30 protein-coding genes and 1 tRNA gene are annotated in these 26,022 nt (G+C 70.1%); 18 read left to right on the top strand and 13 right to left on the bottom strand.

Annotation, left to right across the window (positions count from 1 at the left end):
* Positions 1 to 17 precede the first annotated feature (17 nt).
* From ACQP04_RS26285 to ACQP04_RS26265, 5 genes are all read right to left on the bottom strand, one after another.
* Positions 18 to 1,256, bottom strand: a complete 1,239-nt coding sequence (locus ACQP04_RS26285) for a beta-ketoacyl-[acyl-carrier-protein] synthase family protein (RefSeq protein WP_433503241.1) — start codon at positions 1,254 to 1,256, stop codon at positions 18 to 20.
* Positions 1,257 to 1,304: 48 nt separating this feature from the next.
* The gene (locus ACQP04_RS26280) at positions 1,305 to 1,547 is read right to left on the bottom strand and encodes an acyl carrier protein (RefSeq protein WP_037052399.1); all 243 of its coding nucleotides are present in this window, start codon (positions 1,545 to 1,547) and stop codon (positions 1,305 to 1,307) included.
* A 44-nt stretch (positions 1,548 to 1,591) separates the two neighbouring features.
* The gene (locus ACQP04_RS26275; protein ID WP_433503240.1) at positions 1,592 to 2,581 is read right to left on the bottom strand and encodes a beta-ketoacyl-ACP synthase III; all 990 of its coding nucleotides are present in this window, start codon (positions 2,579 to 2,581) and stop codon (positions 1,592 to 1,594) included.
* Positions 2,578 to 3,495 carry an ACP S-malonyltransferase gene (locus ACQP04_RS26270; protein WP_433503239.1) on the bottom strand — a complete coding sequence of 306 codons (918 nt, stop codon included), beginning with the start codon at positions 3,493 to 3,495 and terminating at the stop codon, positions 2,578 to 2,580. Before ACQP04_RS26270 ends, ACQP04_RS26275 begins: the two co-directional genes overlap by 4 nt.
* Before the next feature lie 151 nt (positions 3,496 to 3,646).
* A complete protein-coding gene (locus ACQP04_RS26265) occupies positions 3,647 to 4,876 on the bottom strand; it encodes a PucR family transcriptional regulator (protein WP_433503238.1) in 1,230 nt (409 codons plus the stop codon).
* A gap of 53 nt (positions 4,877 to 4,929) precedes the next feature.
* Here ACQP04_RS26265 and ACQP04_RS26260 point away from each other — a divergent pair, with 53 nt between their 5' ends.
* Positions 4,930 to 5,724, top strand: coding sequence for a pirin family protein (locus ACQP04_RS26260; RefSeq protein ID WP_433503237.1), 795 nt, complete (start codon positions 4,930 to 4,932; stop codon positions 5,722 to 5,724).
* Positions 5,725 to 5,972: 248 nt separating this feature from the next.
* On the opposite strand, the gene ACQP04_RS26255 is transcribed toward ACQP04_RS26260, so the two are convergent.
* Positions 5,973 to 6,179 (bottom strand): cold-shock protein, encoded by a 207-nt coding sequence (locus tag ACQP04_RS26255; RefSeq protein WP_037052393.1) that lies wholly within the window; start codon positions 6,177 to 6,179, stop codon positions 5,973 to 5,975.
* A 253-nt stretch (positions 6,180 to 6,432) separates the two neighbouring features.
* Positions 6,433 to 9,228 (bottom strand): pyruvate dehydrogenase (acetyl-transferring), homodimeric type, encoded by a 2,796-nt coding sequence (gene aceE, locus ACQP04_RS26250; RefSeq protein WP_433503236.1) that lies wholly within the window; start codon positions 9,226 to 9,228, stop codon positions 6,433 to 6,435.
* Positions 9,229 to 9,451: 223 nt separating this feature from the next.
* On the opposite strand from aceE, the gene ACQP04_RS26245 reads away from it, so the two are divergent.
* A complete protein-coding gene (locus ACQP04_RS26245; RefSeq protein WP_037052388.1) occupies positions 9,452 to 9,886 on the top strand; it encodes a DUF3052 domain-containing protein in 435 nt (144 codons plus the stop codon).
* 147 nt (positions 9,887 to 10,033) lie between these two features.
* Here the strand turns inward: ACQP04_RS26245 and ACQP04_RS26240 are convergent, their stop codons facing one another.
* Entirely contained in the window at positions 10,034 to 10,456 is a 423-nt protein-coding gene (locus ACQP04_RS26240; protein WP_433503235.1) for a VOC family protein, read from the bottom strand.
* Between the two features lie 142 nt (positions 10,457 to 10,598).
* Between ACQP04_RS26240 and ACQP04_RS26235 the strand changes: the two genes are divergently transcribed.
* From ACQP04_RS26235 to ACQP04_RS26215, 5 genes are all read left to right on the top strand, one after another.
* Complete coding sequence (locus ACQP04_RS26235; RefSeq protein WP_433503234.1) at positions 10,599 to 11,057, top strand: peroxiredoxin; 459 nt, start codon at positions 10,599 to 10,601, stop codon at positions 11,055 to 11,057.
* 34 nt (positions 11,058 to 11,091) lie between these two features.
* Positions 11,092 to 11,163 (top strand) — tRNA-Val (locus tag ACQP04_RS26230).
* A 93-nt stretch (positions 11,164 to 11,256) separates the two neighbouring features.
* The gene (locus tag ACQP04_RS26225) at positions 11,257 to 13,104 is read left to right on the top strand and encodes a tyrosine-type recombinase/integrase (protein WP_433503233.1); all 1,848 of its coding nucleotides are present in this window, start codon (positions 11,257 to 11,259) and stop codon (positions 13,102 to 13,104) included.
* A gap of 108 nt (positions 13,105 to 13,212) precedes the next feature.
* Positions 13,213 to 13,503 carry a hypothetical protein gene (locus ACQP04_RS26220; protein ID WP_433503232.1) on the top strand — a complete coding sequence of 97 codons (291 nt, stop codon included), beginning with the start codon at positions 13,213 to 13,215 and terminating at the stop codon, positions 13,501 to 13,503.
* Between the two features lie 68 nt (positions 13,504 to 13,571).
* Complete coding sequence (locus ACQP04_RS26215; RefSeq protein ID WP_433503231.1) at positions 13,572 to 13,754, top strand: hypothetical protein; 183 nt, start codon at positions 13,572 to 13,574, stop codon at positions 13,752 to 13,754.
* A gap of 140 nt (positions 13,755 to 13,894) precedes the next feature.
* On the opposite strand, the gene ACQP04_RS26210 is transcribed toward ACQP04_RS26215, so the two are convergent.
* Together ACQP04_RS26210 and ACQP04_RS26205 are read right to left on the bottom strand one after the other, a co-directional pair.
* Positions 13,895 to 14,095, bottom strand: coding sequence for a hypothetical protein (locus ACQP04_RS26210; protein ID WP_433503230.1), 201 nt, complete (start codon positions 14,093 to 14,095; stop codon positions 13,895 to 13,897).
* 2 nt (positions 14,096 to 14,097) lie between these two features.
* A complete protein-coding gene (locus ACQP04_RS26205; protein ID WP_433503229.1) occupies positions 14,098 to 14,526 on the bottom strand; it encodes a hypothetical protein in 429 nt (142 codons plus the stop codon).
* A 590-nt stretch (positions 14,527 to 15,116) separates the two neighbouring features.
* On the opposite strand from ACQP04_RS26205, the gene ACQP04_RS26200 reads away from it, so the two are divergent.
* The 3 genes from ACQP04_RS26200 to ACQP04_RS26190 all read left to right on the top strand — a co-directional run bounded on the left by ACQP04_RS26200 (position 15,117) and on the right by ACQP04_RS26190 (position 18,175).
* Positions 15,117 to 15,626, top strand: a complete 510-nt coding sequence (locus tag ACQP04_RS26200; RefSeq protein WP_433503228.1) for an Rv3235 family protein — start codon at positions 15,117 to 15,119, stop codon at positions 15,624 to 15,626.
* Positions 15,627 to 16,005: 379 nt separating this feature from the next.
* Positions 16,006 to 16,800: an SLATT domain-containing protein gene (locus ACQP04_RS26195; protein ID WP_433503227.1), complete on the top strand. Its 795-nt coding sequence runs from the start codon at positions 16,006 to 16,008 to the stop codon at positions 16,798 to 16,800.
* A 112-nt stretch (positions 16,801 to 16,912) separates the two neighbouring features.
* Positions 16,913 to 18,175, top strand: a complete 1,263-nt coding sequence (locus ACQP04_RS26190) for a reverse transcriptase domain-containing protein (protein WP_433503226.1) — start codon at positions 16,913 to 16,915, stop codon at positions 18,173 to 18,175.
* A gap of 243 nt (positions 18,176 to 18,418) precedes the next feature.
* Here ACQP04_RS26190 and ACQP04_RS26185 read toward each other — a convergent pair whose 3' ends face one another.
* A complete protein-coding gene (locus ACQP04_RS26185; protein ID WP_433508437.1) occupies positions 18,419 to 18,586 on the bottom strand; it encodes a MerR family DNA-binding transcriptional regulator in 168 nt (55 codons plus the stop codon).
* A gap of 94 nt (positions 18,587 to 18,680) precedes the next feature.
* On the opposite strand from ACQP04_RS26185, the gene ACQP04_RS26180 reads away from it, so the two are divergent.
* Positions 18,681 to 18,929, top strand: coding sequence for a hypothetical protein (locus tag ACQP04_RS26180; protein WP_433503225.1), 249 nt, complete (start codon positions 18,681 to 18,683; stop codon positions 18,927 to 18,929).
* Between the two features lie 91 nt (positions 18,930 to 19,020).
* On the top strand, positions 19,021 to 19,911 hold the full coding sequence (locus ACQP04_RS26175; RefSeq protein WP_433503224.1) for a phosphotransferase family protein: 891 nt from the start codon (positions 19,021 to 19,023) through the stop codon (positions 19,909 to 19,911).
* On the opposite strand, the gene ACQP04_RS26170 is transcribed toward ACQP04_RS26175, so the two are convergent.
* Both ACQP04_RS26170 and ACQP04_RS26165 read right to left on the bottom strand, forming a co-directional pair.
* Positions 19,905 to 21,287: an XRE family transcriptional regulator gene (locus ACQP04_RS26170; protein WP_433503223.1), complete on the bottom strand. Its 1,383-nt coding sequence runs from the start codon at positions 21,285 to 21,287 to the stop codon at positions 19,905 to 19,907. The two genes, ACQP04_RS26175 and ACQP04_RS26170, sit on opposite strands and share 7 nt — an antisense overlap.
* 235 nt (positions 21,288 to 21,522) lie before the next feature.
* Positions 21,523 to 21,873, bottom strand: coding sequence for a winged helix-turn-helix domain-containing protein (locus tag ACQP04_RS26165; protein WP_433503222.1), 351 nt, complete (start codon positions 21,871 to 21,873; stop codon positions 21,523 to 21,525).
* Between the two features lie 145 nt (positions 21,874 to 22,018).
* Here ACQP04_RS26165 and ACQP04_RS26160 point away from each other — a divergent pair, with 145 nt between their 5' ends.
* Genes ACQP04_RS26160 through ACQP04_RS26135 form a run of 6 tightly spaced genes read left to right on the top strand, consistent with a single transcriptional unit; the run spans position 22,019 to position 25,977 of the window.
* Positions 22,019 to 22,288 (top strand): helix-turn-helix domain-containing protein, encoded by a 270-nt coding sequence (locus ACQP04_RS26160; RefSeq protein WP_433503221.1) that lies wholly within the window; start codon positions 22,019 to 22,021, stop codon positions 22,286 to 22,288.
* On the top strand, positions 22,275 to 22,586 hold the full coding sequence (locus ACQP04_RS26155; protein WP_433503220.1) for a WhiB family transcriptional regulator: 312 nt from the start codon (positions 22,275 to 22,277) through the stop codon (positions 22,584 to 22,586). The genes ACQP04_RS26160 and ACQP04_RS26155 overlap by 14 nt, the downstream gene beginning before the upstream one ends.
* 30 nt (positions 22,587 to 22,616) lie before the next feature.
* Entirely contained in the window at positions 22,617 to 22,844 is a 228-nt protein-coding gene (locus ACQP04_RS26150) for a hypothetical protein (protein WP_433503219.1), read from the top strand.
* Between the two features lie 18 nt (positions 22,845 to 22,862).
* Positions 22,863 to 23,504: a DUF2637 domain-containing protein gene (locus tag ACQP04_RS26145; protein ID WP_433503218.1), complete on the top strand. Its 642-nt coding sequence runs from the start codon at positions 22,863 to 22,865 to the stop codon at positions 23,502 to 23,504.
* Positions 23,501 to 25,330, top strand: coding sequence for a type IV secretory system conjugative DNA transfer family protein (locus ACQP04_RS26140; RefSeq protein WP_433503217.1), 1,830 nt, complete (start codon positions 23,501 to 23,503; stop codon positions 25,328 to 25,330). Before ACQP04_RS26145 ends, ACQP04_RS26140 begins: the two co-directional genes overlap by 4 nt.
* Positions 25,327 to 25,977 carry a hypothetical protein gene (locus ACQP04_RS26135; RefSeq protein WP_433503216.1) on the top strand — a complete coding sequence of 217 codons (651 nt, stop codon included), beginning with the start codon at positions 25,327 to 25,329 and terminating at the stop codon, positions 25,975 to 25,977. The genes ACQP04_RS26140 and ACQP04_RS26135 overlap by 4 nt, the downstream gene beginning before the upstream one ends.
* Positions 25,978 to 26,022: the final 45 nt, after the last annotated feature.

Raw genomic sequence — 26,022 nt, 5'->3', positions numbered from 1 at the left:
CCGGAAAGGTCCGTCGCCTACTTCGTGAACAGGAGGCTGGCGTTGTGCCCGCCGAACCCGAAGGAGTTGTTGACCGCCGCGGTGAGCTCCATCTTCCGCGGCTCGCCCGCCACGACGTCGAGGTCCACCTTCGGGTCCTTGTCCTCCAGATTCAGGGTGGCCGGGATGATCCCGTCCCGCACCGAGAGCAGGGCGATCAGACCCTCGACCGCGCCGGCGCCGCCGACCAGGTGCCCCATGGACGCCTTCGGCGCGGTGAGCACCGGGTGGTCGCCGAGCGCCTTCTTGATCGCGTTCGCCTCGCCCACGTCGCCGACCACGGTGGACGTCGCGTGGCAGTTCACGTGCCCGACGTCCGAGGGCTCCAGACCCGCGGTCCGGACCGCGTTGAGCATCGCCCGGCCCTGCCCGCCGCCCTCGGGGTCCGGCCCCGTGATGTGGTAGGCGTCCGAGGTCAGGCCGATGCCGGCCAGGGTGCCGTGGACCGTGGCGCCCCGGGCCTCGGCGAACTCACGCCGCTCGAGGACCAGCACGCCCGCACCCTCGCCGAGCACGAACCCGTCACGCCCGGTGTCGAAGGGCCGGGACGCCTCCTGCGGCGCGTCGTTGCGCTGCGAGAGGGTGCGGGCCTGGACGAACCCGGCGACGGTGATCGGCGCGATGCAGGCCTCCGCGCCTCCCGCCACCACGACGTCGACCTCGCCCGCCTTGAGCAGTCGCCACGCCCAGGCCATCGCCTCGGCGCCGGTCGCGCAGGCGGACGCGGGCGAGTGGACGCCACCCTTCGCGCCGATCTCCAGCGAGATCAGCGCCGCGGGCCCGTTGGGCATCAGCATCGGCACGACCAGCGGCGAGACCTTGCGCAGGCCGTCGGACTCCAGCAGGTCGTCCTGGTCCAGCAGGGTGGTCACGCCACCGATGCCGGTGCCGACGATCACCGCCAGCCGGGTCGGGTCGACCTTCGGGTCCTCGCCCTTCTCGACGGCCAGCCCCGCGTGCACCCACGCTTCCCGCGCCGCGACCACCGCGACCTGCTCGGCGCGGTCCATCCGGCGGGCCTGCACGCGGGGCAGGACCTCGGTGGGGTCCACGGCGAGCTGCGCGGAGATCTTCACGGGCAGGTCGTGCTTGTCCACCCACTCACCGGTGGTGTGCCCCACGCCGGACTTGCCGGCGAGCAGGGCGTCCCAGGTGGAGGCGGCGTCCCCGCCGAGCGGGGTCGTCGCGCCGTAGCCGGTGACGACGACGTCGGTCATGGAAGGCCTTTCTGGCGAGCGGGCGGGCGGCTGGGGCGACCGCCGGACCTACTGGTTCTTCTCGATGTACGAGACGGCGTCGCCGACGGTCTTGAGCTCGGCGAGCTGGTCGTCCGGGATCTTCACGCCGAACTTGTCCTCGGCCTGCACGGCGATCTCGACCATGGACAGCGAGTCGATGTCGAGGTCGTCGACGAAGGACTTCTCGGCGGTCACCTCGGCGGTGTCGATGCCGGCGACCTCCTCGACGATCTCGGCGAGGCCGGACAGGATCTCGGCGGTGTCAGCCACGGGCGTGCTCCTCATCTGTGGGGGTGGAACTCGGGTGATCTCGGTCAGGGGACGCGGACGACCTGGCCGGCGTACGACAACCCCGCGCCGAAGCCTACGAGGAGGGCGATCTCGCCGGAACGGATCCTCCCCGCGGCGCGCATGTGGTCGAGCGCCATGGGGATGGACGCGGACGAGGTGTTGCCGGAGTGGACGATGTCGTCGGCCACGCGCATGTCCTCGCGCGCGCCCTCCTTGCGGAGCTTCTTGGCCACGGCCTCGACGATCCGCAGGTTCGCCTGATGGGGCACCAGCACGTCGACGTCGGCGGGGGTGAGCCCGGCCTTGGCGATCGCGTCGAGCGCCACCGGGGCGATCCGGGTGGTGGCCCACCGGAAGACCGTCTGGCCCTCCTGGTGCAGCTTGTTGGTGCTCTCCTCGAGGATCCGGATCACGTTCGCCATGTCCCCGGCCGAGCCCCAGGACACCGGCCCGACCCCCACCTCGTCCTCGCTCCGCGCGCCGGTGACCACGGCCGCGCCGGCCGCGTCGGCGAAGATGATGCAGGTCGAGCGGTCGTCCCAGTCGACCCAGTCGGAGAGCTTCTCCGCGCCGATGACCAGCACGTTGCGGGCCGAGCCGGAGCGGACCAGATCGGCAGCGGAGCCCAGGCCATAGCAGAAGCCGGCGCAGGCGGCGTTGAGGTCGAAGGCGGCGGGCGCGCTGATCCCGATCCGGTCCGCGGTCTGCGCCGCGGCGTTGGGGATCGGCGAGGTCATGGTGCAGGTGGCCACGATGACCGTGTCGATGTCGGCGGTCGCCAGGCCGGAGTCCTTCAGCGCCCGGGAGCCGGCCTCCACCGCCATGTCGACCAGCGACACGTCGTCCTGGGCGACCCGGCGCTCGACGATGCCGACCCGGTCCCGGATCCACTGGTCGTTGGTCTCCACCCGCTGCGCGAGGTCGTCGTTGGTCACGACGTGCTCGGGCTGGGAGCTGCCGAGGCCGACGATGCGCGCACCCGGGACGGACGGCGGGAGCCGGAACGTCGTCATGCGTGCTCCTCGATGAGCGCGACGGCCTTCTCCAGGTCGTCGGGGGTCTTCAGCGCCAACGTCTTGACGCCCTTGAGGTCGCGGCGGGCCAACCCCACCAGGGTGCCCGCCGGAGGCAGTTCCAACACCGCCGTCACGCCCAGTTCGCCGAGCGTCGCCATGCAGGAGTCCCAGCGGACCGGGCGGGTCACCTGCGCCACGAGCAGGTCGAGCGCCGCGGCGCCACCCTTGACGACCGAGCCGTCCGAGTTGGTGAGCAGCGGGCGCGTCGGGTCGGCGGGGCTGAGCTCGGCCGCGGCGGCGCGGACGGCGTCCTCGGCCGGGGCCATGAAGCGGGTGTGGAAGGCGCCGGCGACGGGCAGCACCGCGGCGCGGCGGGCGCCCTCCGGCGGCTCCTTCTCCAGCTCCTCGATCGCGGCCTGCGTGCCGGCGGCCACGATCTGGCCGGCGCCGTTGCGGTTGGCGGGGTCGAGGCCGAGCGCCTCGAGCCGGGCCAGCACCACGGACTCCTCGCCGCCGAGGACGGCGGCCATGCCCGTCGGCTCCAGCGCGCAGGCGTCGGCCATCGCCCCGCCGCGGATCGCGGCCAACCGCACGGCCTCGTCGGGGGTGAGCACACCGGCCACGGCGGCGGCCGCGAGCTCGCCGACCGAGTGCCCCGCGGTGGGCGCGGAGGCGGGGAGGGCGTCGGCCAGCCGCGCCGCGGCCAGCAGCGCGTTGACGACGACCAGCGGCTGGGTCACCGCGGTGTCCTTGATCTCGTGGGCGTCGGCGGTGGTGCCGAGGCGGGCGAGGTCGAGTCCGGTGGCCTCCGACCAGGCCGCCACCGTCTCCGCGGCGGCGGGGTCCTCGAGCCAGGGCGCGAGCATGCCGGGGGACTGCGACCCCTGACCGGGCGCGAGCAAGGCGATCACAGCGGTACAGCCAACACTGCGGGGCCGGGGAACGGAACACCGGCACCCACCACGTTGCCCTCCCCGATTTGTGGGTTTCCTCCAAGCGTCGGCACGCTACTGACCGGTCACCTTCGCGGACGTCGAGCGGCGTGTGGAGGGTTCTGCCAGGTCAGGGCGGGGTGGGCGGGCCTGCGGGGTCCGCCAGCCGACCCGCGAGCAGGGCGGTCCGGAGCACCAACGCGTCGCGCGGATCCGAGGGCGAGCGGCCGGTGAGTTCACTCACGCGCCGCAGCCGGTAGCGGACCGTGTTGGGGTGCACGAACAACGCGCGGGCGCACGCCTCGAGCGCGCCGCCGCCCTCAAGGTAAGCCGCCAGCGTGCGCAGCAGCTCCCCGCCGGCCGCCTCCAGCGGGGCCACCACCGACTCGACGAGCAGGCGCAGCGCGGAGGGATCGCCGGAGACCGCCCGCTCCGGGAGGAGGTCCTCGGCGTCGACGGGCCGGGGCGCCGCGGGCCAGCCGGGCGCGGCCCGGAGCCCGGCGAGGGCGTCCCGCGCGGAGACGTGCGCGGCCGCGAGGTTCGGCGCCCGCGGTCCGACGACGACCGGGCCCGGCCCGAAGTCCGCCACCAGCGAGGCGATCGGGTGGGCGCCGTCGCGCGGCCGGTCGTCCGGGGCGATGCGGCCGCGCGGCTCCGTCAGCAGCAGCACCAGCCGGCTGCCCTGCACCCCGACCAGCACGGACCGGCCGAGCCGGGTGGCGTGCCGGCGGATCCCGCCGAGGATCTCGGCCGCGTCCCCGCCGTCGGCCGCGGGCGGGCTGCCCACCAGGACCCGGACCGCGGCGGCCGGGTCCCAGCCGAGCGCGGCCGCGCGGGAGACCAGGGCGTCGTCGGCGTCGCCGCGGACCACGCCGTCGACGACGAGGGCCTCCTGCCGGGCGTCCCACGCGCCGCGGGTCTCGGCCGCGTTGGCGTAGACGGTGGCGGCGGCGAAGGCGATCTCGCGGCCGAACCGGAGTACGGCCTCGACGAGGATCCGATACTCGGCCTCGTCGACGGCCAGCGGCGGTAGCCGCTCCTCGAACACCTCGGTGGCGATCCGCACCAGGTCCACGGTCTGCCGCAGGGACAGACGCCGGGCGAGGTCGCGGGGGGCGATCCGGAAGGCCTCGGCGGTGAGCCGGATGGTCTCGTCCGGTTCGCCGAGCCAGGCGACGAAGTTGCTGACCCCGGTCTGCGTGACGAGCAGGACGCCCGCGCGCTGGTCGGCGGGCAGCCGCGCGAACCACGGCTGGCCGTCCTCCATCGCCGACAGGCAGGCCGCGGCGAGGTCGCCGGTGGCCAGCTCGAGACGGCGCAGGGTGGGCGCCGAGACCGCCCGCACGTCGGACAGGGTCATATGGGGAAGCATGGCACGCCGGGGCGGGTCGGACGCACCGTAAGGAGGACCTCGTGATCGGCGGCGTGAGCGGCGGCGTGACCGGCGGGGACGGGCGGGTGGAGCTTCGCCGCGGCGCGGACCGGGCGCGGACGGTGCACGCGGGCTGCGAGGCCCGGCACGGCTTCTCCTTCGGCGCGCACTACGACCCGGCCAACACCTTCTTCGGGGCGCTGCTCGCGCACAACGACGAAAGGGTCGCCCCGGGCGCGGGCTACGACACCCACGCCCACGACGAGGTCGACCTGGTGACCTGGGTGGTGTCCGGCGAGCTCGCGCACGCGGACTCGGTGGGGAACGAGGCCGTGGTGCGGCCCGGAACCGTGCAGGTGCTGTCCGCGGGCACCGGGGTGGAGCACGCCGAGCACTGCGGCGAGGCCGGGCCGGTGCGGTTCGTGCAGGCATGGCTCGTCCCGGACCGACCGTTGCGCGCGCCCGCGCTCGCCCGCCGGGACGTCGCCGACGAGCTGGCCGCGGGGCGGCCGTTCCTCGTCGCGTCGGGCCGGGCCGGCACGGGCGCGCTCCCGCTGCGCCGCGCCGACGCCGACCTGCACGCCGCCCGGCTCCCCGCCGGAGCGGGGTGGTCCCTCCCCGAGTCGCCCTATTTGCACGTCTTCCTGACCGCGGGCAGCGCGGACACCCCCGCCGGAGAGCTGGGCGAGGGTGACGAGCTGCGGGCGACCGCGCCCATGGCCGGCTCCGCGCTCGTCGCACGCTCCGCCTCCGCGGGCAGCACGACGATCACCGCGGGCCCGGAGGGCGCCGAGGTGCTGGTCTGGGCGATGGGCAGTGACCTACGGCCGGACTGATCCCACCACGGGGGTGTGGACCGCCCGCCGCGGGGCCCAGGGACCGGAGTCCGAGGGCACACGGCCGCACCGACCGGCCCCGGACGTCGACGACCGGGGTGACCGCGTAGGGTCACCCCGGCCTCGACGACGTACGGATCGTTCGCTGACACGTGCCGTGCGGGGCTCGCGCCGAGACGGGCGAGGAAAGCGGAACGGGTGCGCCGGTTGGTGGGTGGCGTCCCGACCGGCCGGCCGGGACGGGTGGATCAGCCGATCGGCGTCACCTGCGTGGCCTGCGGCCCCTTCTGGCCCTGCTCGATGTCGAAGGACACGCGCTGCCCCTCGTCGAGGCTCTTGTAGCCGTTGACCTGGATCGCGGAGTAGTGCACGAACACGTCCGCGCCACCACCGTCGGGAGCGAGGAAGCCGTAGCCCTTCTCGCTGTTGAACCACTTGACGGTGCCCTCTGCCATTCTTGCTCTCCTCGTACGTGCTCGAGGCTCTCGCCCCGGGAAACGCCGCCCGGCCGCTACTGTCCGCGCCCTGGTCGGGACACCGATCCACCGTCGGAGGGTCGGCGTCGGGCGGAGCCTAGCGTGATTCGCGTCGCTTGCCGAGGGGTCGTGAGCTGTGTATTCGGCCTGGAACGGGACCGAAACACGCGAACGGCCACCTGATCGTCCGGAGGGGGCCGTCCGGGCGACGGCCCGCGGCCCCCTCCTCCGATCAGGCGACGCCGGAGTCGGACGTCTGCGGGCCGGCGGCCTGCGGGTCGTCGATCCGGTACTTGGCGGCGGCCTCGGCGGGCGCGCCCTTGTCGACCTCGCCCCGCGCGGCCAACGCCTGCAGCGCGCCGACCACGATGGACTCGGCGTCGACCGCGAAGTGGCGGCGCGTGGCGGGACGGGTGTCGGAGAGGCCGAACCCGTCCGTGCCGAGGGTGACGAACGGCGCCGGCACCCACTGCCGGATCTGGTCGGGGACCGCCCGCATCCAGTCCGAGGACGCGATCACGGGGGTGTCCGTGCCGCCCAGGGCCCGGGTCACGTACGGGACCTGCGGCTCGGCGTCGGGGTGGACGAGGTTGTGGTGCTCGGCCTCGACACCGTCCCGGCGCAGCTCGCCCCACGACGTCACCGACCACACCTCGGCCCCCACGCCCCACTGCTCGGCCAGCATGTCGCGCGCCTGGACGGCCCACGGCAGCGCGACGCCGGACGCGAGCAGGCGGACCTGCGGCCCGTTCTCGGAGTTCGTGCCCAGGTAGCGGTAGATGCCCTTGAGCACGCCGTCGGTGTCGAGGCCCTCCGGCTCGGCCGGCTGCGGGTACGGCTCGTTGTAGACCGTCAGGTAGTAGATGACGTTCTCCGGGTCGTCGCCGACCATGCGGCGCAGCCCGTCCTTGACGATGTGCGCGATCTCGAAGCTGAAGGCCGGGTCGTACGACACGATCGCCGGGTTGGTCGCCGCCAGCAGCAGCGAGTGCCCGTCGTTGTGCTGCAGGCCCTCGCCGGTCAGCGTGGTGCGGCCCGCGGTGGCGCCGACCAGGAAGCCGCGCGCCATCTGGTCCGACGCCGCCCAGATCGAGTCGCCGGTTCGCTGGAACCCGAACATCGAGTAGAAGACGTAGACCGGGATCATCGGCTCGCCGTGCGTGGCGTACGAGGTGCCCGCCGCGGTGAACGAGCCGACCGAGCCCGCCTCGTTGATGCCCTCGTGCAGCAGCTGGCCCTGCTCGGACTCCTTGTAGGCCAGCATCAGCGACGCGTCGACGGACGTGTAGTGCTGCCCGTGCGGGTTGTAGATCTTCTGCGTCGGGAACATGGAGTCCATGCCGAACGTGCGGGCCTCGTCCGGGATGATCGGCACGAAGCGCGGGCCGATCTCCTTGTCCTTGATGAGCTCGCGCAGCAGCCGGACGAACGCCATCGTGGTGGCGACCTCCTGCTTGCCGGAGCCCTTCCGGACCGTGTCGTAGACCTTGTCGCCCGGCAGCACCAGCGGCTTCGAGGTGGTGCGCCGCGAGGGCACCGGCCCGCCCAGCAGGCGGCGGCGCTCCTTCAGGTACTGGATCTCCGGCGCGTCGTCGCCGGGGTGGTAGTACGGCGGCAGGTACGGGTCCTGCTCGAGCTGCGAGTCGGAGATCGGGATGCGCTGCTCGTCCCGGAACTGCTTGAGGTCGTCCAGGGACAGCTTCTTCATCTGGTGGGTCGCGTTGCGGCCGGCGAAGTGCGAGCCCAGGCCGTAGCCCTTGATCGTCTTCGCCAGGATCACGGTCGGCTGGCCGTGGTGCTCGGTCGCGGCCTTGTACGCCGCGTGGACCTTGCGGTAGTCGTGGCCGCCGCGCTTGAGTCCCCAGATCTGGTCGTCCGTGAGCGGCTCGACCATGGCCTTCGTGCGCGGGTCCCGGCCGAAGAAGTGGTCGCGGACGTACGCGCCGTCGTTGGCCTTGTAGGTCTGGTAGTCGCCGTCGGGCGTGGTGTTCATCAGGTTGATCAGGGCGCCGTCGCGGTCCTGGTGGAGCAGGGCGTCCCACTCCCGGCCCCAGATGACCTTGATGACGTTCCAGCCGGCGCCGCGGAAGAAGGCCTCCAGCTCCTGGATGATCTTCCCGTTGCCGCGCACCGGGCCGTCGAGCCGCTGCAGGTTGCAGTTGATGACGAAGGTCAGGTTGTCGAGCTGATCGGTCGCGGCCACCTGCAGCATCCCGCGCGACTCCGGCTCGTCCATCTCGCCGTCGCCGAGGAAGGCCCAGACGTGCTGCTGGCTGGTGTCCTTGATGCCGCGGTCGTTCAGGTAGCGGTTGAACCGCGCCTGCATGATCGCGTTCATCGGGCCGATGCCCATGGAGACCGTGGGGAACTCCCAGAAGTCCGGCATCAGCCGCGGGTGCGGGTAGCTCGGCAGGCCGCGGCCCGGGCCGCCGTGGCTGACCTCCTGGCGGAACCCGTCGAGGCGGTCCTCGGTCAGCCGGCCCTCGAGGTACGCGCGGGCGTAGATGCCGGGGGAGGCGTGGCCCTGGATGTAGACCTGGTCACCGCCGCCGGGGTGGTCCTTGCCACGGAAGAAGTGGTTGAAGCCGACCTCGTAGAGCGTCGCCGACGACGCGTACGACGAGATGTGCCCGCCGACGCCGATCCCCGGCCGCTGCGCGCGGTGCACCGTCATCGCCGCGTTCCAGCGGATCCACCGGCGGTAGGCGCGCTCGGCGTCCTCGTCGCCGGGGAACCACGGCTCACGGTCGGTGGGGATGGTGTTGACGTAGTCCGTGCTGGTCAGCGACGGGACTCCGACGTGGCGCTCGCGGGCGCGCTGGAGCAGCCTGAGCATCAGGTAGCGGGCGCGCTGCTGGCCCGCGTTGTCCAGCGCGGCGTCGAACGAGTCGAGCCACTCGGCGGTCTCCTCGGGATCGATGTCCGGGAGGTGGGCCGCGAGACCGTCACGGATGACGTGGACGCGTCGCGGGCCGTCGGTGCCGTTGCTGGCCGGGTTGTCGCCGCCGGTGGTGCTCTGGCCGGTCAAGGGGTCTCCCTGGGTGGCTCGTACAGGTGTTCGTGCAGTGTGTCGCGTTCCCCGGGGTCGTGCCGGGCGGCAGCCCCGGGCGGTACCCCCTATCGTGCCCCTCGCCGCATGATCACGGAACGGCGGTTGCGCGGGGCCGCATGGTCGTGTTCGGATTCCGCATCCGAACCGACTCTCGGCGGCGCGTCGTCGTGCCGCCGTATGCGAGGAAAGAGGTGCACGCGTGGTCGCCGCGGAAGATGCCGGACGGTCGTCCGACATCGCGGGCAAGCTCGGCGTCGAGCCGGGCATGGTCGTCCAGGAACTGGGTTATGACACCGACGTCGACGACGCGGTGCGCGAGGCCGTCGAGGACGTCACCGGCGAGGAGCTCCTCGACGAGGACGCCCAGGAGGTCATCGACGTCGTGCTCCTGTGGTTCCGGGAGGGCGACGGCGATCTCGTCGACACCCTCGTGGACGCCCGGGGCATGATCGCCGAGAACGGCATGATCTGGGTGCTCACTCCGAAGACGGGGCGGAGCGGCCATCTCGAGCCCAGCGAGATCGCGGAGGCCGCGCCCACCGCCGGTCTGGCGCAGACGTCGAACGTCAGCATCGGCGAGGACTGGGCGGGTGCCCGGCTCGTCTCCCCGAAGGCGGGCAAGAAGCGCGCATAGGAGACTGCTGAAGAACCCCGGTCGTCGCAAGCGGCGGTCAGGTGGTGTCCCCGCAAGGCGGAGGCCGCAGCTCATATCGGGCGCCTCTGCAAGGCCGACAACGCAGCGCGGGCGCCGCCTGGGCGTCGCGCAGTGGGCCGGGGTTCTTCAGCGGTCTCCCGAGGACCTGTCCGGGTCGAGGCGCGCCTCCGCCCGCTTCGGCGCGAACAGTTCGACGGGGTTCCCCGACGGGTCCTCGACGAGCACCTGGTCGCCGCCCACCCCCTGCACGAGGCCGCCGCGGAAGGCCACGCCCGCCGCGCGCAGCTCCTCGGCGAGGGCGGGCAGGTCGTCGACCTCGAGCGCGAAGCGGTTCCACCCGCCCGGCTCCGGGACGCGGCCGTCGTCGGTCGTCCGGCCGCCGCCCCCGGGCCCGCCGGGCGCGCTGAGGACGAGCCGCAGGTCCCCGCGGGTCAGCATGGCCATCGTCGGGGCCGGGTGCATGGTCTCGGTGAAGCCGAGGTGGGTGGTGTAGAAGTCGATCGCGGCGTCGACGTCGTGGACGATGTACCGGACGCTGACGGTGGCCATGGCGTACCCCCGGTTCGCTCGCCGGCCGGGACCCGGGCGTCCCGCCCGCGCTCCCCACCGTAGGCCGTGTGCGGCCTAGTAGGCTCGGCCCGACGTCGCCCGCGTACCGCGGGCATCCGCATGCCTTCGAGGAGAACGACGCATGGCACCCGAGGTGGGCACCAAGGCCCCGGACTTCACGCTGAAGGACCAGGACAAGCAGGAGGTGACCTTGTCCTCCTTCCAGGGCGACAAGGCCGTCCTGGTGGTCTTCTACCCGTTCGCGTTCTCGGGGATCTGCACCGGCGAGCTCTGCACCGTGCGGGACGACCTCTCGTCCTTCCAGAACGACGACGTGCAGATCCTCGCGGTCTCCACCGACCCCACCTTCTCGCTCAAGGCGTGGGCCACCGCGGAGAACTACACGTTCCCGCTGCTGTCGGACTTCTGGCCGCACGGCGAGGTCGCCAAGGCCTACGGCGTGTTCAACGAGGGCGCCGGCATGGCCGTCCGCGGCACCTTCCTCGTCGACCGGGAGGGTGTGATCCGCTTCGCCGAGGTCAACCAGCCCGGCGAAGCCCGTGACCAGGAGGGGTGGAAGAAGGCCCTCGCGGCGCTGTGAGGCCGCACCCGGGGCGGTCGCCCGCCCCGGTCCCGGGCGCGTAGCTCAGCGGGAGAGCACTCGGTTTACACCCGAGCGGTCGCAGGTTCGATCCCTGCCGCGCCCACCCTCCCTGACCAGGTCAGGAGCCTCCGCGACACGCTCAGCGGTCGCGTGTCGTGACATCAAACGTGACATCAACGCTCCTAGCGTCAGCCTCATGGCGAGCAAGAAGGCCGGTCGGACGCGGCCGCGCGGGAGCATCGACGAGCTGCCCAGCGGCGGTCTCCGCGTGCGCGTCTACGCGGGCTGGGACACCGTCACCCGTCGCCGCCACTATCTGACGGAGATCATCAAGCCCGGCCCTCGAGCCCGGGCTCAGGCCGAGGCAGCACGCACCCGGATGCTCAACGAGGTCGACGAGCGCCGGAGCCCGCGGACGTCGGCCACTGTCAACCAGCTGCTCGACCGCTACCTCGAGATGATCGACGTCAGCGCGAGCACCCACCTCATGTACACGAGGTATCTGGAGAACCACGTCCGCCCGTTCATCGGCGGACTCAAGGCTGGCGCGGTCGACCCCGACGTGCTCGACTCGCTCTACGCCGAGCTCCGCCGCTGCCGCATCCACTGCCGGCCGCGCAGCCGGCAGATCGACCACCGCACCCCGCAGGCGCACGAGTGCGACGACCGCTGTGGGCCCCACGCGTGCAAGCCGCTGTCGAACACGACGATCCGCCACGTCCACCACATCCTGAACGCCGCCTTCAAGAAAGCCGTCCGCTGGCGCTGGATCGCAACCAGCCCAGTGACGCAGGCGGAGGCGCCGCCGCCAAAGCCGCCGGACCCGCGGCCGCCGACGCCGGCGGAGGCGGCGAGGCTGATCGAGGAGGCGTCGCTCGACCCCGACTGGGGCGCACTGGTCTGGTTCACGATGACCACGGGTGCGCGCCGGGGCGAGGTCTGCGCGCTGCGGTGGCGCAACGTGGACCTCGAACAGGGCCTGGTCGAGATCCGCCGCGCCCTGGCGACCGACGGCCGCAGCAACCTGGTGGAGAAGGACACGAAGACCCACCAGCAGCGCCGCGTCACGATCGACGACGAGACGCGCGAGGTCCTGGCCGAGCACCGGGCGCGGGCGGAGGAGGCGGCTGCGCAGGTCGGCAAGCTGCTCACCGGGCAGGCGTTCGTTTTCTCGCAGGCGCCGGACAGCAGCGAGCCGTTGGTGCCCTCGTCGGTGGGGCAGCGCTACACGCGGATGGCGAAGCGGCTCGGGATCGAGACGCACTTCCACGCCCTGCGGCACTACTCGGCCACCGAGCTGATCGCGGCCGGGATGGACGTCCGGACCGTCGCCGGACGGCTGGGCCACAGCGGCGGCGGCATCACCACGCTCCGGGTCTACAGCGCCTGGCTGGCCGAGGCCGACCAGCGTGCCGCCGCGGGGATAGCGGCGCGGCTGCCGGAGCGACCGAAGATGGCGGCGTCCGCGAGCGAGCGCGCGAAGACGGCGCCCCGCCTGCCGTTCGAGAAAGTCGCGTCGGTCATCCGCCAGCAGATCTTCGCCGGCGAGCTCGCACCCGGCGATCAGTTGCTCGCCGTGAACGCCCTGGCCAAGGCGCACGGGGTCGGCGTCGGCACCGTGTACAAGGCTCTGCAGCTCGTGGAGGAGTGGGGTCTCGTCCTGCTCAAGAGCGGAGGGCGGCCGATCGTCCTCGAGATCGCTGACATCGACCGCTCGGATACGCCGCCCCCGTCGGAGGCCGTGCCCGTCGCGCAGGAGCCCAAGCCGGACGTCGCCGAGGTCGAGCCGGCGCAGCCTGCCCCACCCGCTCCTGCCTCGGCGAGGCTCCTCGACTTCGTGGTCCGCCGCCGCGGCTACGTCATCGCCGACTTCTCGGCCGAGGCCGACCCGAACAACGCCGCCCAGCTGCGTCAGCTCCTCGTCGACGCCGTCCGCCGGGACGGCCGCGACCCGGGCGACCTCGGTGACTTCACCATGGAGGTCGCCGATCCCGAGCTGAAGGAGCGCATCCGCACCTTCGTCGCGCCGAGCAGTCCTTCCTGAGGTTGCCCGATCTTGCGCGTTGTGGGAGTGACGTACCGCCGCTGGAGACGACAGCGGTGGCGCGGAGCCGTACGATCCGAACATGTGTTCGAGTAGGAGGCGGTGTCCATGCGCAGGATGGCAAAGCCCGTCTATGTCGACCTGCGGTGCAACTACGGGCCGCAGGAACGACGCAACATCGACATCAGCAAGCCCGGGGTGCTCGACGTCGCCGGTGTCGCGAACGGCGAGCTCCACTCGTGGTTTCGCGGGCTCGACGCGCGCTGGTACGGGCTTGTCTCGTTCCCCATCATGTGGGCGTCGCGGAACCCCTCGTCGGGCCTGACTCTCGTGGACCAGCTCGTGCCGGCGGAGGCGTTGAAGCTCCGCCGCTACAACGGCCAGACGTATCGGAGCTAACCGATGAGCCCTGAAGAGGTGAGGCAGTCGATGGCATCCGCCGCCGTGTCGAGGAAGTTGATCCTGACGTGAGCGCCGCGGAGCAGGCTGAGGAGATCCCGACGGTCCGGACCCGCCTTGCGGCGATGCTGTCGGAAGACCGGATCGCCGCGCACCTCGAGCGAAAGGTGATCAAGCTCGACGGCAAGGTCGTCGAGGACCTGGACACCCCGGCTCCGCCGGGGACGAGGATCGTCTTCGGCGGGTCCTGACTTCGGCTGATCGTGGCTCTGCGTGCAGCTGCGGAATGGTCGTCCGCGCGGCGCCACGCTCGACAAGCTCCGACGCTGGTCCGACGTGCGACGGACCAGCGCCGGGAGTGGCTCAAACTTTCAGCCGGTCACGCCTCTGATCAGCCGAGCAAGCCGTTGAAGAAGACGGGCTCGTTCAGTTCGGCGGCCACGGCAATCTGCAGCGAGCCCTTCGTGCCCTTGGGCGTCTTGAACTGGAACGGCACGGCGAGGGACTGACCGGGCGCAATCTGCTGGGTCGGCAGGCCATTGCCGTCGCCCCAGTACTGCTGAGCGGGGGCGCCGTTTGCGGTAGCGCTCATTGTCACCAGCGACGCGCCGATGGGCTTGTGCTGCCGTTGGTGATGGTGACTGTGGACTCCCAGCCCTGCTCGTTCTTAGCCACGATGAACTGGTTCTTCGGGTTGTGCGGCTTCGGGACGCTGGCCGACAGGGCGATACCGGAGGCGTAGGTGTAGGTCTCGCCCAGGTTCACGGTGCCGCCCTGGCGAGCGTCGTCGACAGCTTTGACCGCGCCACCCACGAGAGCGGTACAGCCGGCGAAGCCGAGGATCGGAATCAGAATGAGGACGCCGACGATCCACGGCCACTTCTTCCGCTTCTTCGGCGGCGTCGGCTCGGCGCTGCGCTGCCTGGGAATCTGAGGCGGCTGCTGGTGGCCGCCGGTGAAGCCGAACTGCTGCGGCCGTGGTTGCTGCGGCGGCGCCCACTGCTGGCCGTACTGCTGCGGCATCGGCTGCGGCTGCGGCGGCTGCGGCTGCGGCGGGTAGGGACCGGGCCGACCGTTCTGAGGACCGTAATACGGCTGACCGGGATGCGGCGGGTAAGGCTGAGACATGGGGGAGCGTCTCCGTTCGTGCATTTCGTCCCCCGACGTCACTTCACGGATCGCAGTGCGTGGGCGGCCCGTTACCGCGGGCGGATCGCGAGTTGGTAACAGCCGGATTGAGGCGGCAGTTCACGTTTGCCAGACCTCGAGCACGCCGCCGCGACGAGTACCACGGCCGTGAACGCGGCCGAAAGTCCGATGGCGACGACACGCGTGCCGTGCAGTTTCGAGCCAATTGCAGACGACCGGCCTCTCGGCCCGGGCTGCGTCTCCGGTGATGGGCCGCTTACTCCGCCCGGTCTCCCGGGCAAGGGTGCTGCGCATCGGCTTCGCCGACGACCTGGCGGTCGCCCTTGCCCGCGAGCCTCGCCGGGCGGAGTCGGGCGCGGACGGCAAGGGCGGGCGCTTCGCACCGCGCCCCGCAGCCAGCCCACCACAACTAGAAGAACTGACCTGCTGCTCGGGCTGGTTGCCGAACTCTCCAGGAGGCCGCCATGTCCCAGACCCTCGACCACAAGGAGATGCCCCAGGACGACACTCTTCGCCGGGTGCTCGGGCTGCGCCCGGTCCGCACGGTGGTGTTCGACGGCGAGGACTTCCTCGACCCGTGCCCCACCTGCGGCCACCGCGCCTCGGCCGACGCTCCGTCCGAGCTTCCGCCGGGTGACCCTCTCACCGACGTCGTGCTCGACCGCGCCGCAATCGCGCACGCGCACCGGACGGTGGGTATGGCAGTGGAGGTGCTCGACCAGCGCCGCCCGGCCAAGCAGCTCATCGACCTAGTCGCGCCGCGGGTGCTTCGCTATCTGCGGGCGGTGCCGGTGGCGCCGAGCGGGTTGCGGGGTGGGGCCCGGTTGCTGAGCTTCCACCCGTCCCAACCACACGAGGGCACGGTGGAGGTCGCGAGTTCAGTTCGGATTGGGGGACGGCGCCGAGGATTGGCCGCCTCATTCGACTTGACCGGGCACAGACGGTGGATTTGTCAGAGCATCAGGATCCTCTGAGACGGCTGGCCGGGCGGGAGAGACACCCTCTCGGCCAGCTGTGCATGTCGACCCGTCGGGACATATCGACCCGCGAACGCGGATCAACGGGGAGCGCACGCTGCTCGGCAACTCTCATGATGACCTCGCTTCACCACGACACCTTGGCTCCATAGGATGTCCACGCCGCAGCGAGGCGCCAGCGCTGCCGCGACGGAACTCTTTGGCGCTACCTCGGAAGCGAAGCTACCGAAAGCTACTAAGCACGACGATACGGTGCCCGGCTCCCGACCAAGGCGGGACATCGCTGCAGCTCAGTTGCTGTAGATGACTCTCACGGGCCGCGACCCAAGGGTTTGGCGGGACGCTCCATGTTCAATGTCGTGCATTGGGCTGTTCGGTGGCTACCCGCTTGTGGACGTCACCTGAGCGGGTGGTAACGTCGCTGTTCGCGGTTCGGTCACTAGCTCGCAGTCGTGGTGCTGCGGGCAGTACTGATATTTGCGTTGAGGGCAGCGATCCTGTTCTCAGTGTCACCGATGGTGAGGTTCTCCTCCGGGAGAGCGTTGACTGGACGATTTTCGGTCGAAGGAGATCAGTGGCCGAACCGCACTTCCCCAGCATCGTAAACGCGCTATCTCGTCTTGAGCGTCGGGCTTACTCGACTTACAAGTCTCGACTACGAGCTTACGAACGACTCAACCGACGGAATAATGCGTGGAACGCTTCACTTATCGCCCTAGCAACCGCAACGACGGTCGCTGCGGTTGGCATGCTCGTGGACAAAGAGATGTATGGCAAGCAGGGCGATAGTCTGATGGTCGCGCTGGCGATCCTTTCCCTCGTAGCGTCGCTAGTAGTGTCGAGCGTCAATTATGGCGTACGGTCGAGAGCGATGGAGTCAAGTTATAAGCGAATTCAGCAGATCGCTTATCATGCTGAGAATCTTCGCGATGTAGCCGAGGAGGTTTCCTTCACGCGGTTCCAGGAGCTGCACAAGGAGTACGAAATCGCCCTGGAGGCTTCCGAGAACCACTCGTCGGCTGACTTTCATCGGTTCAACGAGAGTGATTGGCTGATGATTAAGCGGCGAACCTGGAGGGACTCTGTAGTTTCTCTAGCGCCGTACGTCACTCTCATAGTTCCAGTCCTAATCCTGGTGCCTTTCGTTCGGTGGTACTTGGGTGGCCTGTGATCCTCCAGCTGCGGTCTACACGCGTAGCGTCGAGGCCTCGAACCTGAAGAAGATCTTCGAGGATCGAGTATCCCTGGGACTGGCACGGGGGCGAGACGGATTGACCCCTCAGATGCTCGAGCCACAGATCGACGAGTTGTGTGACTCGTTGTCGCGAAAGCTCGCGTCTGGAAGCTTTCAGTTCACTCAGTATCGCGAGTTGCTCGTCTCAAAGGGTGCAGGGCGGCCTCCTCGCCAAATATCGGTTCCGACTGCGCGCGATCGTATCGTTCTCCGGGCCCTGGCTGAGTTTCTAGCGGAACTCTACCCGGGCTGCCAAGGGGTGCTTCCGCAGCAGAGAATCGACGACGTGAAGCGAGCGTTGGGTTCGAACCTGGGATTCAATAGCTTCGTGCGGCTCGATGTCGTCGACTTCTATCCCTCGATCCCGCACGCTGTCGTAAAGTCCGCCCTGCGGAGGCGGATCAGGAAGCGTGAACCGCTCCGAATGATCGAGCAAGCGATCCAAACGCCCGCTGTTCCAGATCGCGGTGGGAAGCGGCCTCGGAGCTCGAGGGGAGTCCCCCAGGGCATCGCGATCTCTAACATTCTTGCCGAGATGATCGCAAAGCCGATCGATGATGCAATGTCCAAGGACAACCGCTGCGCCTACTTTCGATTTGTCGACGACATCCTTCTGCTCTGCAGAGATGCGGACCAGGACCGGCTCGCTGGCAAGGTTCGCCGCCTATTCGCCCGTCACGATCTCGACGTGCCGGCGCTTGGAACAACGGCGAAGTGCGTAGGCGGCAGTTTATCCGATTCTTTCGACTTTCTTGGCTACGTGTTTGATAAGGATTCCGTCTCGGTGAGACGCTCCAGCGTGCACAAGCTTGAGGCCTCGCTTGCCAGAACCTTCACTCAGTACAAGCGCGAAGTGTCCCCCGTTTCAGGCGAGTATCCCAGCGCTGAGAGTATTGCCGAGGCGGCGAGGAGGTGCGAACGCGCAGTCAATCTCCGCATAACAGGATTCACACACAAGCACCAAGAGTGCGGCTGGGTGCAGTATTTCCGACAGATGGATGACTACGGATTGTTGAAGAGTCTCGACGCAACTGTGCGTCGCTTCGCGGCTCGCTTTGACCTTCCGCGTACGGTGAGACTGCGCGAGTTTACGAAGACGTATTGGGCAACTAGGCATCCTAGCTGGCAGAACTGGGGGTACATTCCAAATTTTGATAGAATGACCTTCGATAAGAAATTCGCCCTAGTCAGCGACATGCTCGGTGAGCGCCGAGCTGCCTCTATGGGTGAACAAGAGATAGAAGAGCAGTTCTTGATTATTGCAGAACGATTCAGTCGTGATATCGAGCGTGATATCGGGAGTGTCTCATAACGGCGGCGGCATGTCGCGTATGAACCGACCCAGTGTGGAGAAGCGTGCCCTAATTGGATGCGGCTCGGCCTCGTCCTTCCGGTATGACTACTCGCACCTCGCGTCAGTCGCTTGAGTGCCTCGTCTCCGATCTCTCGCGCCTACGTAATCTAGCACTGGCGCTGCGGTCCAAGTTTCGTTCGGTTCTGGAGTTGCGTCAGTAAAGGTGACCCTCATTGACTCGCTCAATCGGCCGCGCGGCAATCACTTGCCGCGTTGTAGTGCATGTAGCTCTCTGCGAACTGCATCTGGATCCCACCGCGTGTGCCCACCTGGCGTGCGCAGCTCAGGAGTGATCGCGCCGCTGGCGATGTAGCGCTGGATCGTCCGCAGGCTGAGGCCCAGCTCCTTGGCGAGCTGTCCGCTCGTCACTAGCCGTGCCACGACACGCAGGCTATGAGGCTGATCAGGTACGTGGCAGTGCTCGTCGTACTATGTCGTAGATTGACGTAGTTGAGGAGGCGGTGTGGCGGACACGGTCTACTCGGTCCATGCGACGAGGCTGGACGACGTCGGGGCGGTCGAGGTCATCTTCGGGTCCGAGTCCGAGGCGCGTGAGTATGCCCGGTCGCGGTCGCTCGACGACCGGGTGCTCTCGACGTCCGTGACCAGCTTCCGCGTTGGCCGGCTCGGCACGAGGCAGTCTGTCGCGTGGTTCGTCGAAGGGAACGAGCAGCCTCGGTCGTTCACTCGCCGGCTGTATCCGACGGACTGACGGGCGCGTCGCCCAGCCGTAGGCTCGGGTCGGCAGCGCCGCGGACGGGTTCCACGACGACAGATTGAGGTGCGCGATCAGCGACGCGGGCATGAGGAAGCAGGCCGAGCAGGACGACCCGGCGGCTGTGCTGCACGCTGCGGCGCAGAAGGTCCAGCTCGAGGACGAGCCTGCCGAACTGATCCGGTACGGCTCCAATGCAGTCTTTCGGCTGGCGAACCGCGTGATTGCGCGCGTCTCTCGCCCCAGGGCCAAGGCTGAAGCGGTGGAGCGTCAGGTCGCCGTCGCGCGATGGCTGGAGGGGCTCGACTACCCCGCGACGCAGGTCGTCGACGTCGAGCAGCCCGTCGTCGTGGGCGACCGTCTCGTGACGTTCTGGAAGTCGGTCTCCGACGGGGAAACTTACGCCGGCATTGCCGACGTGGCCGCGCTCATCCGGCGGCTGCACGAGCTCGACGCGCCGGCCTCCGTCGAGCTCCCGAGACTGCAGCCCTTTGGTACGCCCGATGCCCCGCTGCCGTCCTTCCCCGGACTCGAGGAGGGCGACGCGGCCTTCCTGCAGGAGCGCTACCGCTGGGCGCGGGAGACCTTCGACGGGCTCCCGTTCGCCTTGCCGCGCGGCGTGATCCATGGGGACGCGAACGTCGGCAACGTCATCCTGGACCGCGACGGCCGGCCGGTCCTGATCGATCTGGACAGCTTTGCCGTCGGACCCCGCGAGTGGGATCTGATCCAGACGGCGCTCTTCTACGACCGGCTGGGCTGGCACACACGCGAGGAGTACGAGACCTTCGTCGACGTCTACGGCTACGACCTGCTGGAGTGGGAAGGCTACGAGCGGCTCGCCGACATGCGCGAGATCGCCATGACGGCGTGGCTCAGTCGGCAGGCCGCGGAGTCTGAGAAGTCAGCAGCGGAAGCTGCCAAACGGATCGCGGCGATCCGAACCGGAGCGAGCCGTCGGGACTGGTCGGCCTACTGATCCGCCTGCGGCCAGAGCCTGCGGGTGCGGGCCTGCTCGACGAAGTCGGCGAGCACCTGGCTGCCGCGGAAGCGGGGCAGTCGCTGGCGCAGCTCCCCAACATAGCTCGCGCAGCGGGTCGACTGCAGCTCCTCGCCGAGGTCCAGCGCGCGAAGGGCGGTCTCGCAGCCGGACTCGACCTCGCCGGCATCGAGTTGTGCCTGAGCGAGAACCATCGTCGCGAAGAAGTCGCTCCGCAGGTATTCGCCTGTCGCGCCCTCGACGGCCTGGGCTGCCCACCGGATGGCGTCCGACGGCCGGCCGAGGTCGCGGTGGCAATGGCCGAGCTCCGCGGCGAACTCGACCTCGTCGAAGTATTGAATCCACTCCGGACCGTCGCCGGTGGAATGCCGCTCGAACTGCGTCGTAGCCTCGCTCAGCGCGGCATCGCAACCGGTGGAGTCGCCGACCCTGGCGAGCGCACGCGCCTCCATGACGCGGAAGTGCGCGCTGAGCACGGGGACGCCGAGGGAGTTGGTGCCGAGAGCGGCGGCCCGAGCGAGATTGGCGGCCTCCCGGAACTTCCCAAGATAGGTGGCCTGGTGGCTCATCGCGTCGAGGATGCTCGCCGCGAGGCTGCGATCCTCGGCGGCGTCGGCGAGAGCGAGCGCCTGGATGAAGTACCGCTGCGCCAGCCCGTGGTGCCCGACGTCGTAAGAGCTCCAGGCAGCGAGTTGGGTGATCTCGGCACTGGCCGCGAACAACTCCTGCTGCACGACGGAGGACGCCGACGCTCGGAGTGTCTTCGGCAGGTCGTCGCGGAGGTAGGAGATCAGGGCTCGTCGTGTGTGGCCGCCGCCGAAGCGGTTGTCGAGCATCGCGAAGGTCAGCCGCGTCTGGCGAATACGCTCGACGTCGCTCGCGCCGACGGTGCCAGGCCCTTCGTCGCGAGCGCTTCGCGCCCCGACGAGCCAGGACAGCGACGCGTCGCTCCACGCCGCCGGATTCACGGGTGAGGCGACGACTGAGCCGGCCTGGTCGAGATCCGCCTGGAGCAAGGTCGCGAGCGTCGACGCCGAGTCGGCGACGTCGTCTGGATAGGACAGGCCGACGTCGGGGGAGACGCTCGCGCCGGCGAAGCCGACCTCGTCGGGATGGACCTCGCGCCCGAGACGTTCGCCGAGAGCTTGGAGGATGCACGCCCTCGCCTCCTCGTCGCGAGGGACGGTGCCGTTGATCCAGCGGCTGACGTACGTGTGCGTGTACTCGCGCTTCAGGCCGCGCCGTGCCGCCATCGCTGTGACCGCTCGGGCGAAACGTTTGCGCCCCACGTCGCCGTTGCGGTCGAGGAAACCGGCCTCGCGCAGCAGAGCGCTGAGCTGCTCGTTCGCGGCCATCGACCTCCCTCTGTGCCCGGGCGTCCGAGTGTGCCCCCTTCTGTGCCCTGCCGTGGGCCGTTCGTGAAAGTCAGAGTGGATCACGTGGATGAGGGACGGCAAGAGATGAGCGGCGGGGGACCGTTGCGGCCGGCCGAGAAGGTCGCATTGCACGAGGAGCTCGCTCGGCTCGGAATCGAGGTCCGCCAGTGGGCCGAGCTGCTCGCCGCGCGGATCGACGACCTGGGCCGGGCTGTCAGCGGCGGATCGTCTTCTCGAGCTCGGTCACCCGAGCGTCGAGCCGTGCCATCGCCGAGTCGAGAGCCTCCCGAAGCTCGTCGATCCGCTGACTGATCTCGACGAACTCCTCCGATGGGATTGCCGGCTGTGGCTCGCCTGAGACGTAGACGCCCTTGCCCGGCTGGCCCTCGGCCAGGCCGTCCGTCTGCAGCTGCTTGATCGCGGCGCGGGCGACGGTCACGGAGACCTCGTAGGTCGCCATCAGGGTCGACGTGGAAGGCAGCAGGTCCCCGACGGCGTAGGTCCCGTCCAGGATCTTGCCGCGCAGGTCGTCCGCAATCTGCTGGTACTTGGGGCGCCTCGCCACCGACCCTCCTCGCGTCGTCCCCGGCATCTTGCCGGGCGGCGCCCTCACCTTCCACGACACGCCCATCCACAGGCGTGTCACCACTCCTGCTACATCAAGTGCACCATGTGCATATGGTTGGGTTCGGTCGTCCTGAGGAGGACAAGTGAGGAAGCAGCAGCACAGCGAGAACTCGGTCGCGCCGGCCTTCTACAGCGTGGCCGCGACCGCGCGAATGCTCGGCGCGTCGGAGATGACGGTCTACCGTGCGATCCAGGACGGGGAGTTCCCGGCCCTGCGCATCCGCGGCCGGATCGTCGTTCCGGCCAAGGCGCTCGAGGCGATGACCGAGGCCGCCGTCGCGGGACACCGCACGATCGACGTCGCGGAGTGGACGCTCGCCGCCGCCGAAGAGGTGGCCGATGGGCGCGGCTGAGCTCTTCTCCGCCCTCTTCGTCCACGAGGTCGAGCCGGACTGGCGGGTGTTCGCCACCTGCCGGGAGATCGACGCCGACCTCTTCTTCCCGGAGGACCGCCAGCCGGCGGGGCAGGTGAAGGCGATCTGCCGGTCCTGCCCCGTCCAGCCCGAATGCCTCGCGACGGCGATCGCGACCGGCGAGGCGCACGGGATCTGGGGCGGCCTGACCTACCGGGAGCGGCTTCGGCTCGTCCGTGTTCTGCGCGATGGCGGGTTCCAGATCCCGCGCTGGCGGCGCCGGAGGCAAGCGGCATGACCACAGACGCACGACGAAAGGACCGTTGGGGTGGACGGCGTCGGGGTACTGATCTTCTTCGCACTGGTCGGAGCCTTCATCTTCGCGAAGGCACGCGTGCCGTCGGGAGCCGTGGCCTTCACCGTCGTGGCGCTCGCCCTGTTCGTCGCCACGCCCGTCGGACGCGGCGTGCCCGACGCCGTCGCAGGCTTCTTCTCGACGGTCGACGACGCCGCGACGCCGGTCCTCAACCAGGAGGATTCCGGTGCATCCCGCTGATCGCGAGGGTGGTGCGCGGTGACCGCACGAGGTGTGCTGTTCGCCCTGCTCCTGATCGTGGCGGTCGCTGCGGCCGTGCTCTCCTTCGCCGCGCTGCGCGATCTCGCGCTGATGTGTGGCTTCGCCGCCTGGTTGGCGTGGCTGCTCCCGGTCGTGGTCGACGCCGGTGCGGCTGCGGGGTCGTTGGTGTGGCTCGGCGGCTGGGCCGCCGAGCCCGCCCGGCGCTTCGCTCGGGCCCTCGCACTCGGGCTGCTGACGCTGTCGGTCGCGGCCAACGCGCTCGGCCACGGCCTGGAGGCGTACGGGCTGGCGCCGCCCTGGTGGGTCGTCGTGGTGGTGTCGGCGATCGCGCCGGCCGTGCTCGGTGCGGTCGTGCACCTGGCGGTGCTCGTCGGCCGACGTCGGGTCCCGGCCGCCGTCGATGAGTCGCCCGAGGAGTTGCCGGACCTCGACGGGAACGGGTTGTCCCGGTGGTGGGAGACAGCACAACCGGTCTCGGAGCCGACCGTGACGGATCGGGCTCAGGCCCTCATCGCCGGCGGTCTTGGACGCCGCCGGTTGGCCAAGGAACTCGGCGTCACTGAGCACGAGGCGCGCCAGCTGCTCGAGGCCTCCCGCCACACCGACAACGACGACCGGCTCGAGGAGGACGCGTCGTGACCGTCTCATCAGTACTGCTGTTCGTGCTCCTCGCCGTGGGTGCGGTCGTCGCATGGGCGCGGCGCTCGCGGCCGGCCGCGGTGACGTTGGCGCTCGCCGCGCTCCTGATGGGCTGGGGACTGGGGCGACAGCTTCCGTGGTGGGTCCTCGCGGTCGCGGGCGCCGTGTTGCTCGCACTCTTCTGGCAACGGTGGAGTCGGACTGCAGCAAAGGTGACGCGCTGGGGTGCGCGGTCCCGGCGGAAGTCCGGGGTGGCGTCGTCTGTCGATATCGCCCGGGTCGCATCGGGCCGTGCGATCCGGCGCAAGGCCGCGTCCGTGCGGCCGGCCCTGACGGCTCTGCCTCGTGCGGAGCGCGGTCGGATCCGGACCGACGACGTCGGGGTGGCGTTGTGCCAGGTCGGGTTGCAGCGGGTGTGGTCGTCGATCGAAGACGTCACGCTGATCTTCGGCGGGCCGCGGACGGGCAAGACCGGTTGGCTGGCCGGGCGGGTTCTCGACGCGCCCGGCGCCGCCGTCGTCACGTCGACCCGGACCGATCTCTTCGAGCTGACCTCACCGCTCCGCCGACGTCGAGGACCGGTCTACGTGTTCAACGCGGTCGGCCTGGCCGGCCACTCGTCGACGATTACCTTCGATCCGCTCACGGGCTGCGCGGACCCGGTGACGGCGGCCGAACGTGCGACGGACCTGCTCGCGGCCGGATCGCCTGGCGGGAGCGATCGCGAGTTCTGGGACACCCAAGGCCGCCGCGTATTGGCGGCGCTGATGCACGCCGCGGCCCTCGGCGGGCTGAGCATGCGCGAGGTGCTCGGCTGGGTCGCCGACCCTGACGCTGCGCAGCGCGAGGTGACCTCGCTTCTGCGGAAGTCGCCGGCGCCGGAGTACGTGCAGGACGCCACGCAGTTCGTCACGACCAACGACCGCACCCGGACGTCGATCACTTCGACGATCATGCCGGCGCTCGGGTGGCTGACCTCGCCTGCGGCGTCGAGCGCAGCGAGCGGGGCTCATCCGTTCGACGTGGCCGATCTGCTCGACACCCGAGCCACGGTCTACCTGCTCGGCGCGGAGGAGGCCCAGGCAGCGCCGCTGGTCTGCGCGCTCACCGGGTTCATCGCGCGCGAGGCCCGGCGGCTTGCCGCCGTCCGGCCCGGTGGGCGGCTCGATCCGCCACTCACGCTCGCGCTCGACGAGGCGGCCCTGATTTCGCCCGTGCCTCTGCAGTCGTGGACGGCGGACATGGGCGGGCGCGGCGTCTCGATCATCGGCGCCTTCCAGTCCCGTGCGCAGGTGATCGCTCGCTGGGGTGAGACGGGCGCGGCGATCATCCTGAACAACACGGCCGCCGTGATGGTATTCGGCGGGACGCGGGACCGCGACGACCTGTCGTACTGGTCGACGCTGGCCGGCGAACGCGACGAGCCGGTCACGACGACCGACGACCACGGCCGGCTCGCGTCCCGGACGGTCCGCCGGGTCCCGGTCCTCGCGCCGGCGCAGATCGCGAACCTGCCGGCCGGCCAGGTCGTGGTGTTCCGCCGTGGCATCCCGCCCGTCATCGGCCGGGTCCGGATGGCCTGGCGGCGGCGCGACGTCCGCGCGCATGCCCGATCCGAACGCCGACAAGAACGTGCCGCCCGCGTCCGCATGTGGACCGCGAACGCGGCGGTCGCCGCGCTCGACGTCCTGGCCGTTCGCTGGCCCGATCGGTTCGGCCCGGTGGCGCGACGGATGCACGACGCAGGCGCCGGTCGTCGTGATGCCCCGGTGGCCGAGATCGAGGCTCGGGACAACGTCGTGCCGCTGCCGGGGAGGCGGCCATGACCGACGAGCGAGACACCGTGGTCACCGCCCTCGCCCGGTCGTTGGAGCGAACCCATCGGCGGCTGGGCGAGTTGGAGACGTTGGTCCGCCAGCTGGCCGCCGACGTCACCAGCCTCTCCCGTTCGCGCCCAGCACCGGGCGACGCCTCGATCGGAGCGGGAGACGGCGGGCGTGAATCAGCGGGCGGCGGGTGGCTGCTCGCCGACGATCGGGAGGCGGCCCTGACCGGGATGGCCGATCTGGTCGAGTGGGTCGAAGCCGTCTATCTGCGCTACCCCGACGCGGATCTGCCGTCCTGCTGGCTCTGGCACCCCGCCGTCGTCGAGGAGCTGTGGTGGCTGCGCGGCGCCCACGCCGCGGCCTACGACGACAACGCCGGCTCCTGGCAGCGGATCGGGGACTGGCACGACCGCTTCCGCCCCGGTGTCGTCAAGCGACTGCGCGCCGCCGTCGGCGGCTGCGAGCTCGTCCTCCACGCACCGGGAGGCGAGCAGGCCGGAGCGCCGCCGCTCGCCCCGCTCGCCGAAGCTGCCGCCGATGTCGCCGACGCCTGGACGACCCGCCGTCTGCTGCTCGAGCCGACCGACTCTCAGCTCGCCGCCGCCGAGCAGCACGACCGCGCACAGCACCGGAAGGCCCACCGATGACCCCGCGACCACAAGATCAACTACTGAAGATCAAAAGCCTGTACA

Origin of the sequence: Pseudonocardia halophobica, assembly GCF_050948485.1 — a bacterium.
GTDB lineage: Bacteria > Actinomycetota > Actinomycetes > Mycobacteriales > Pseudonocardiaceae > Pseudonocardia > Pseudonocardia halophobica.
The sequence above is the reverse complement of the archived record's forward strand: the minus strand, read 5'-3'. Positions and strand labels throughout refer to the sequence as shown.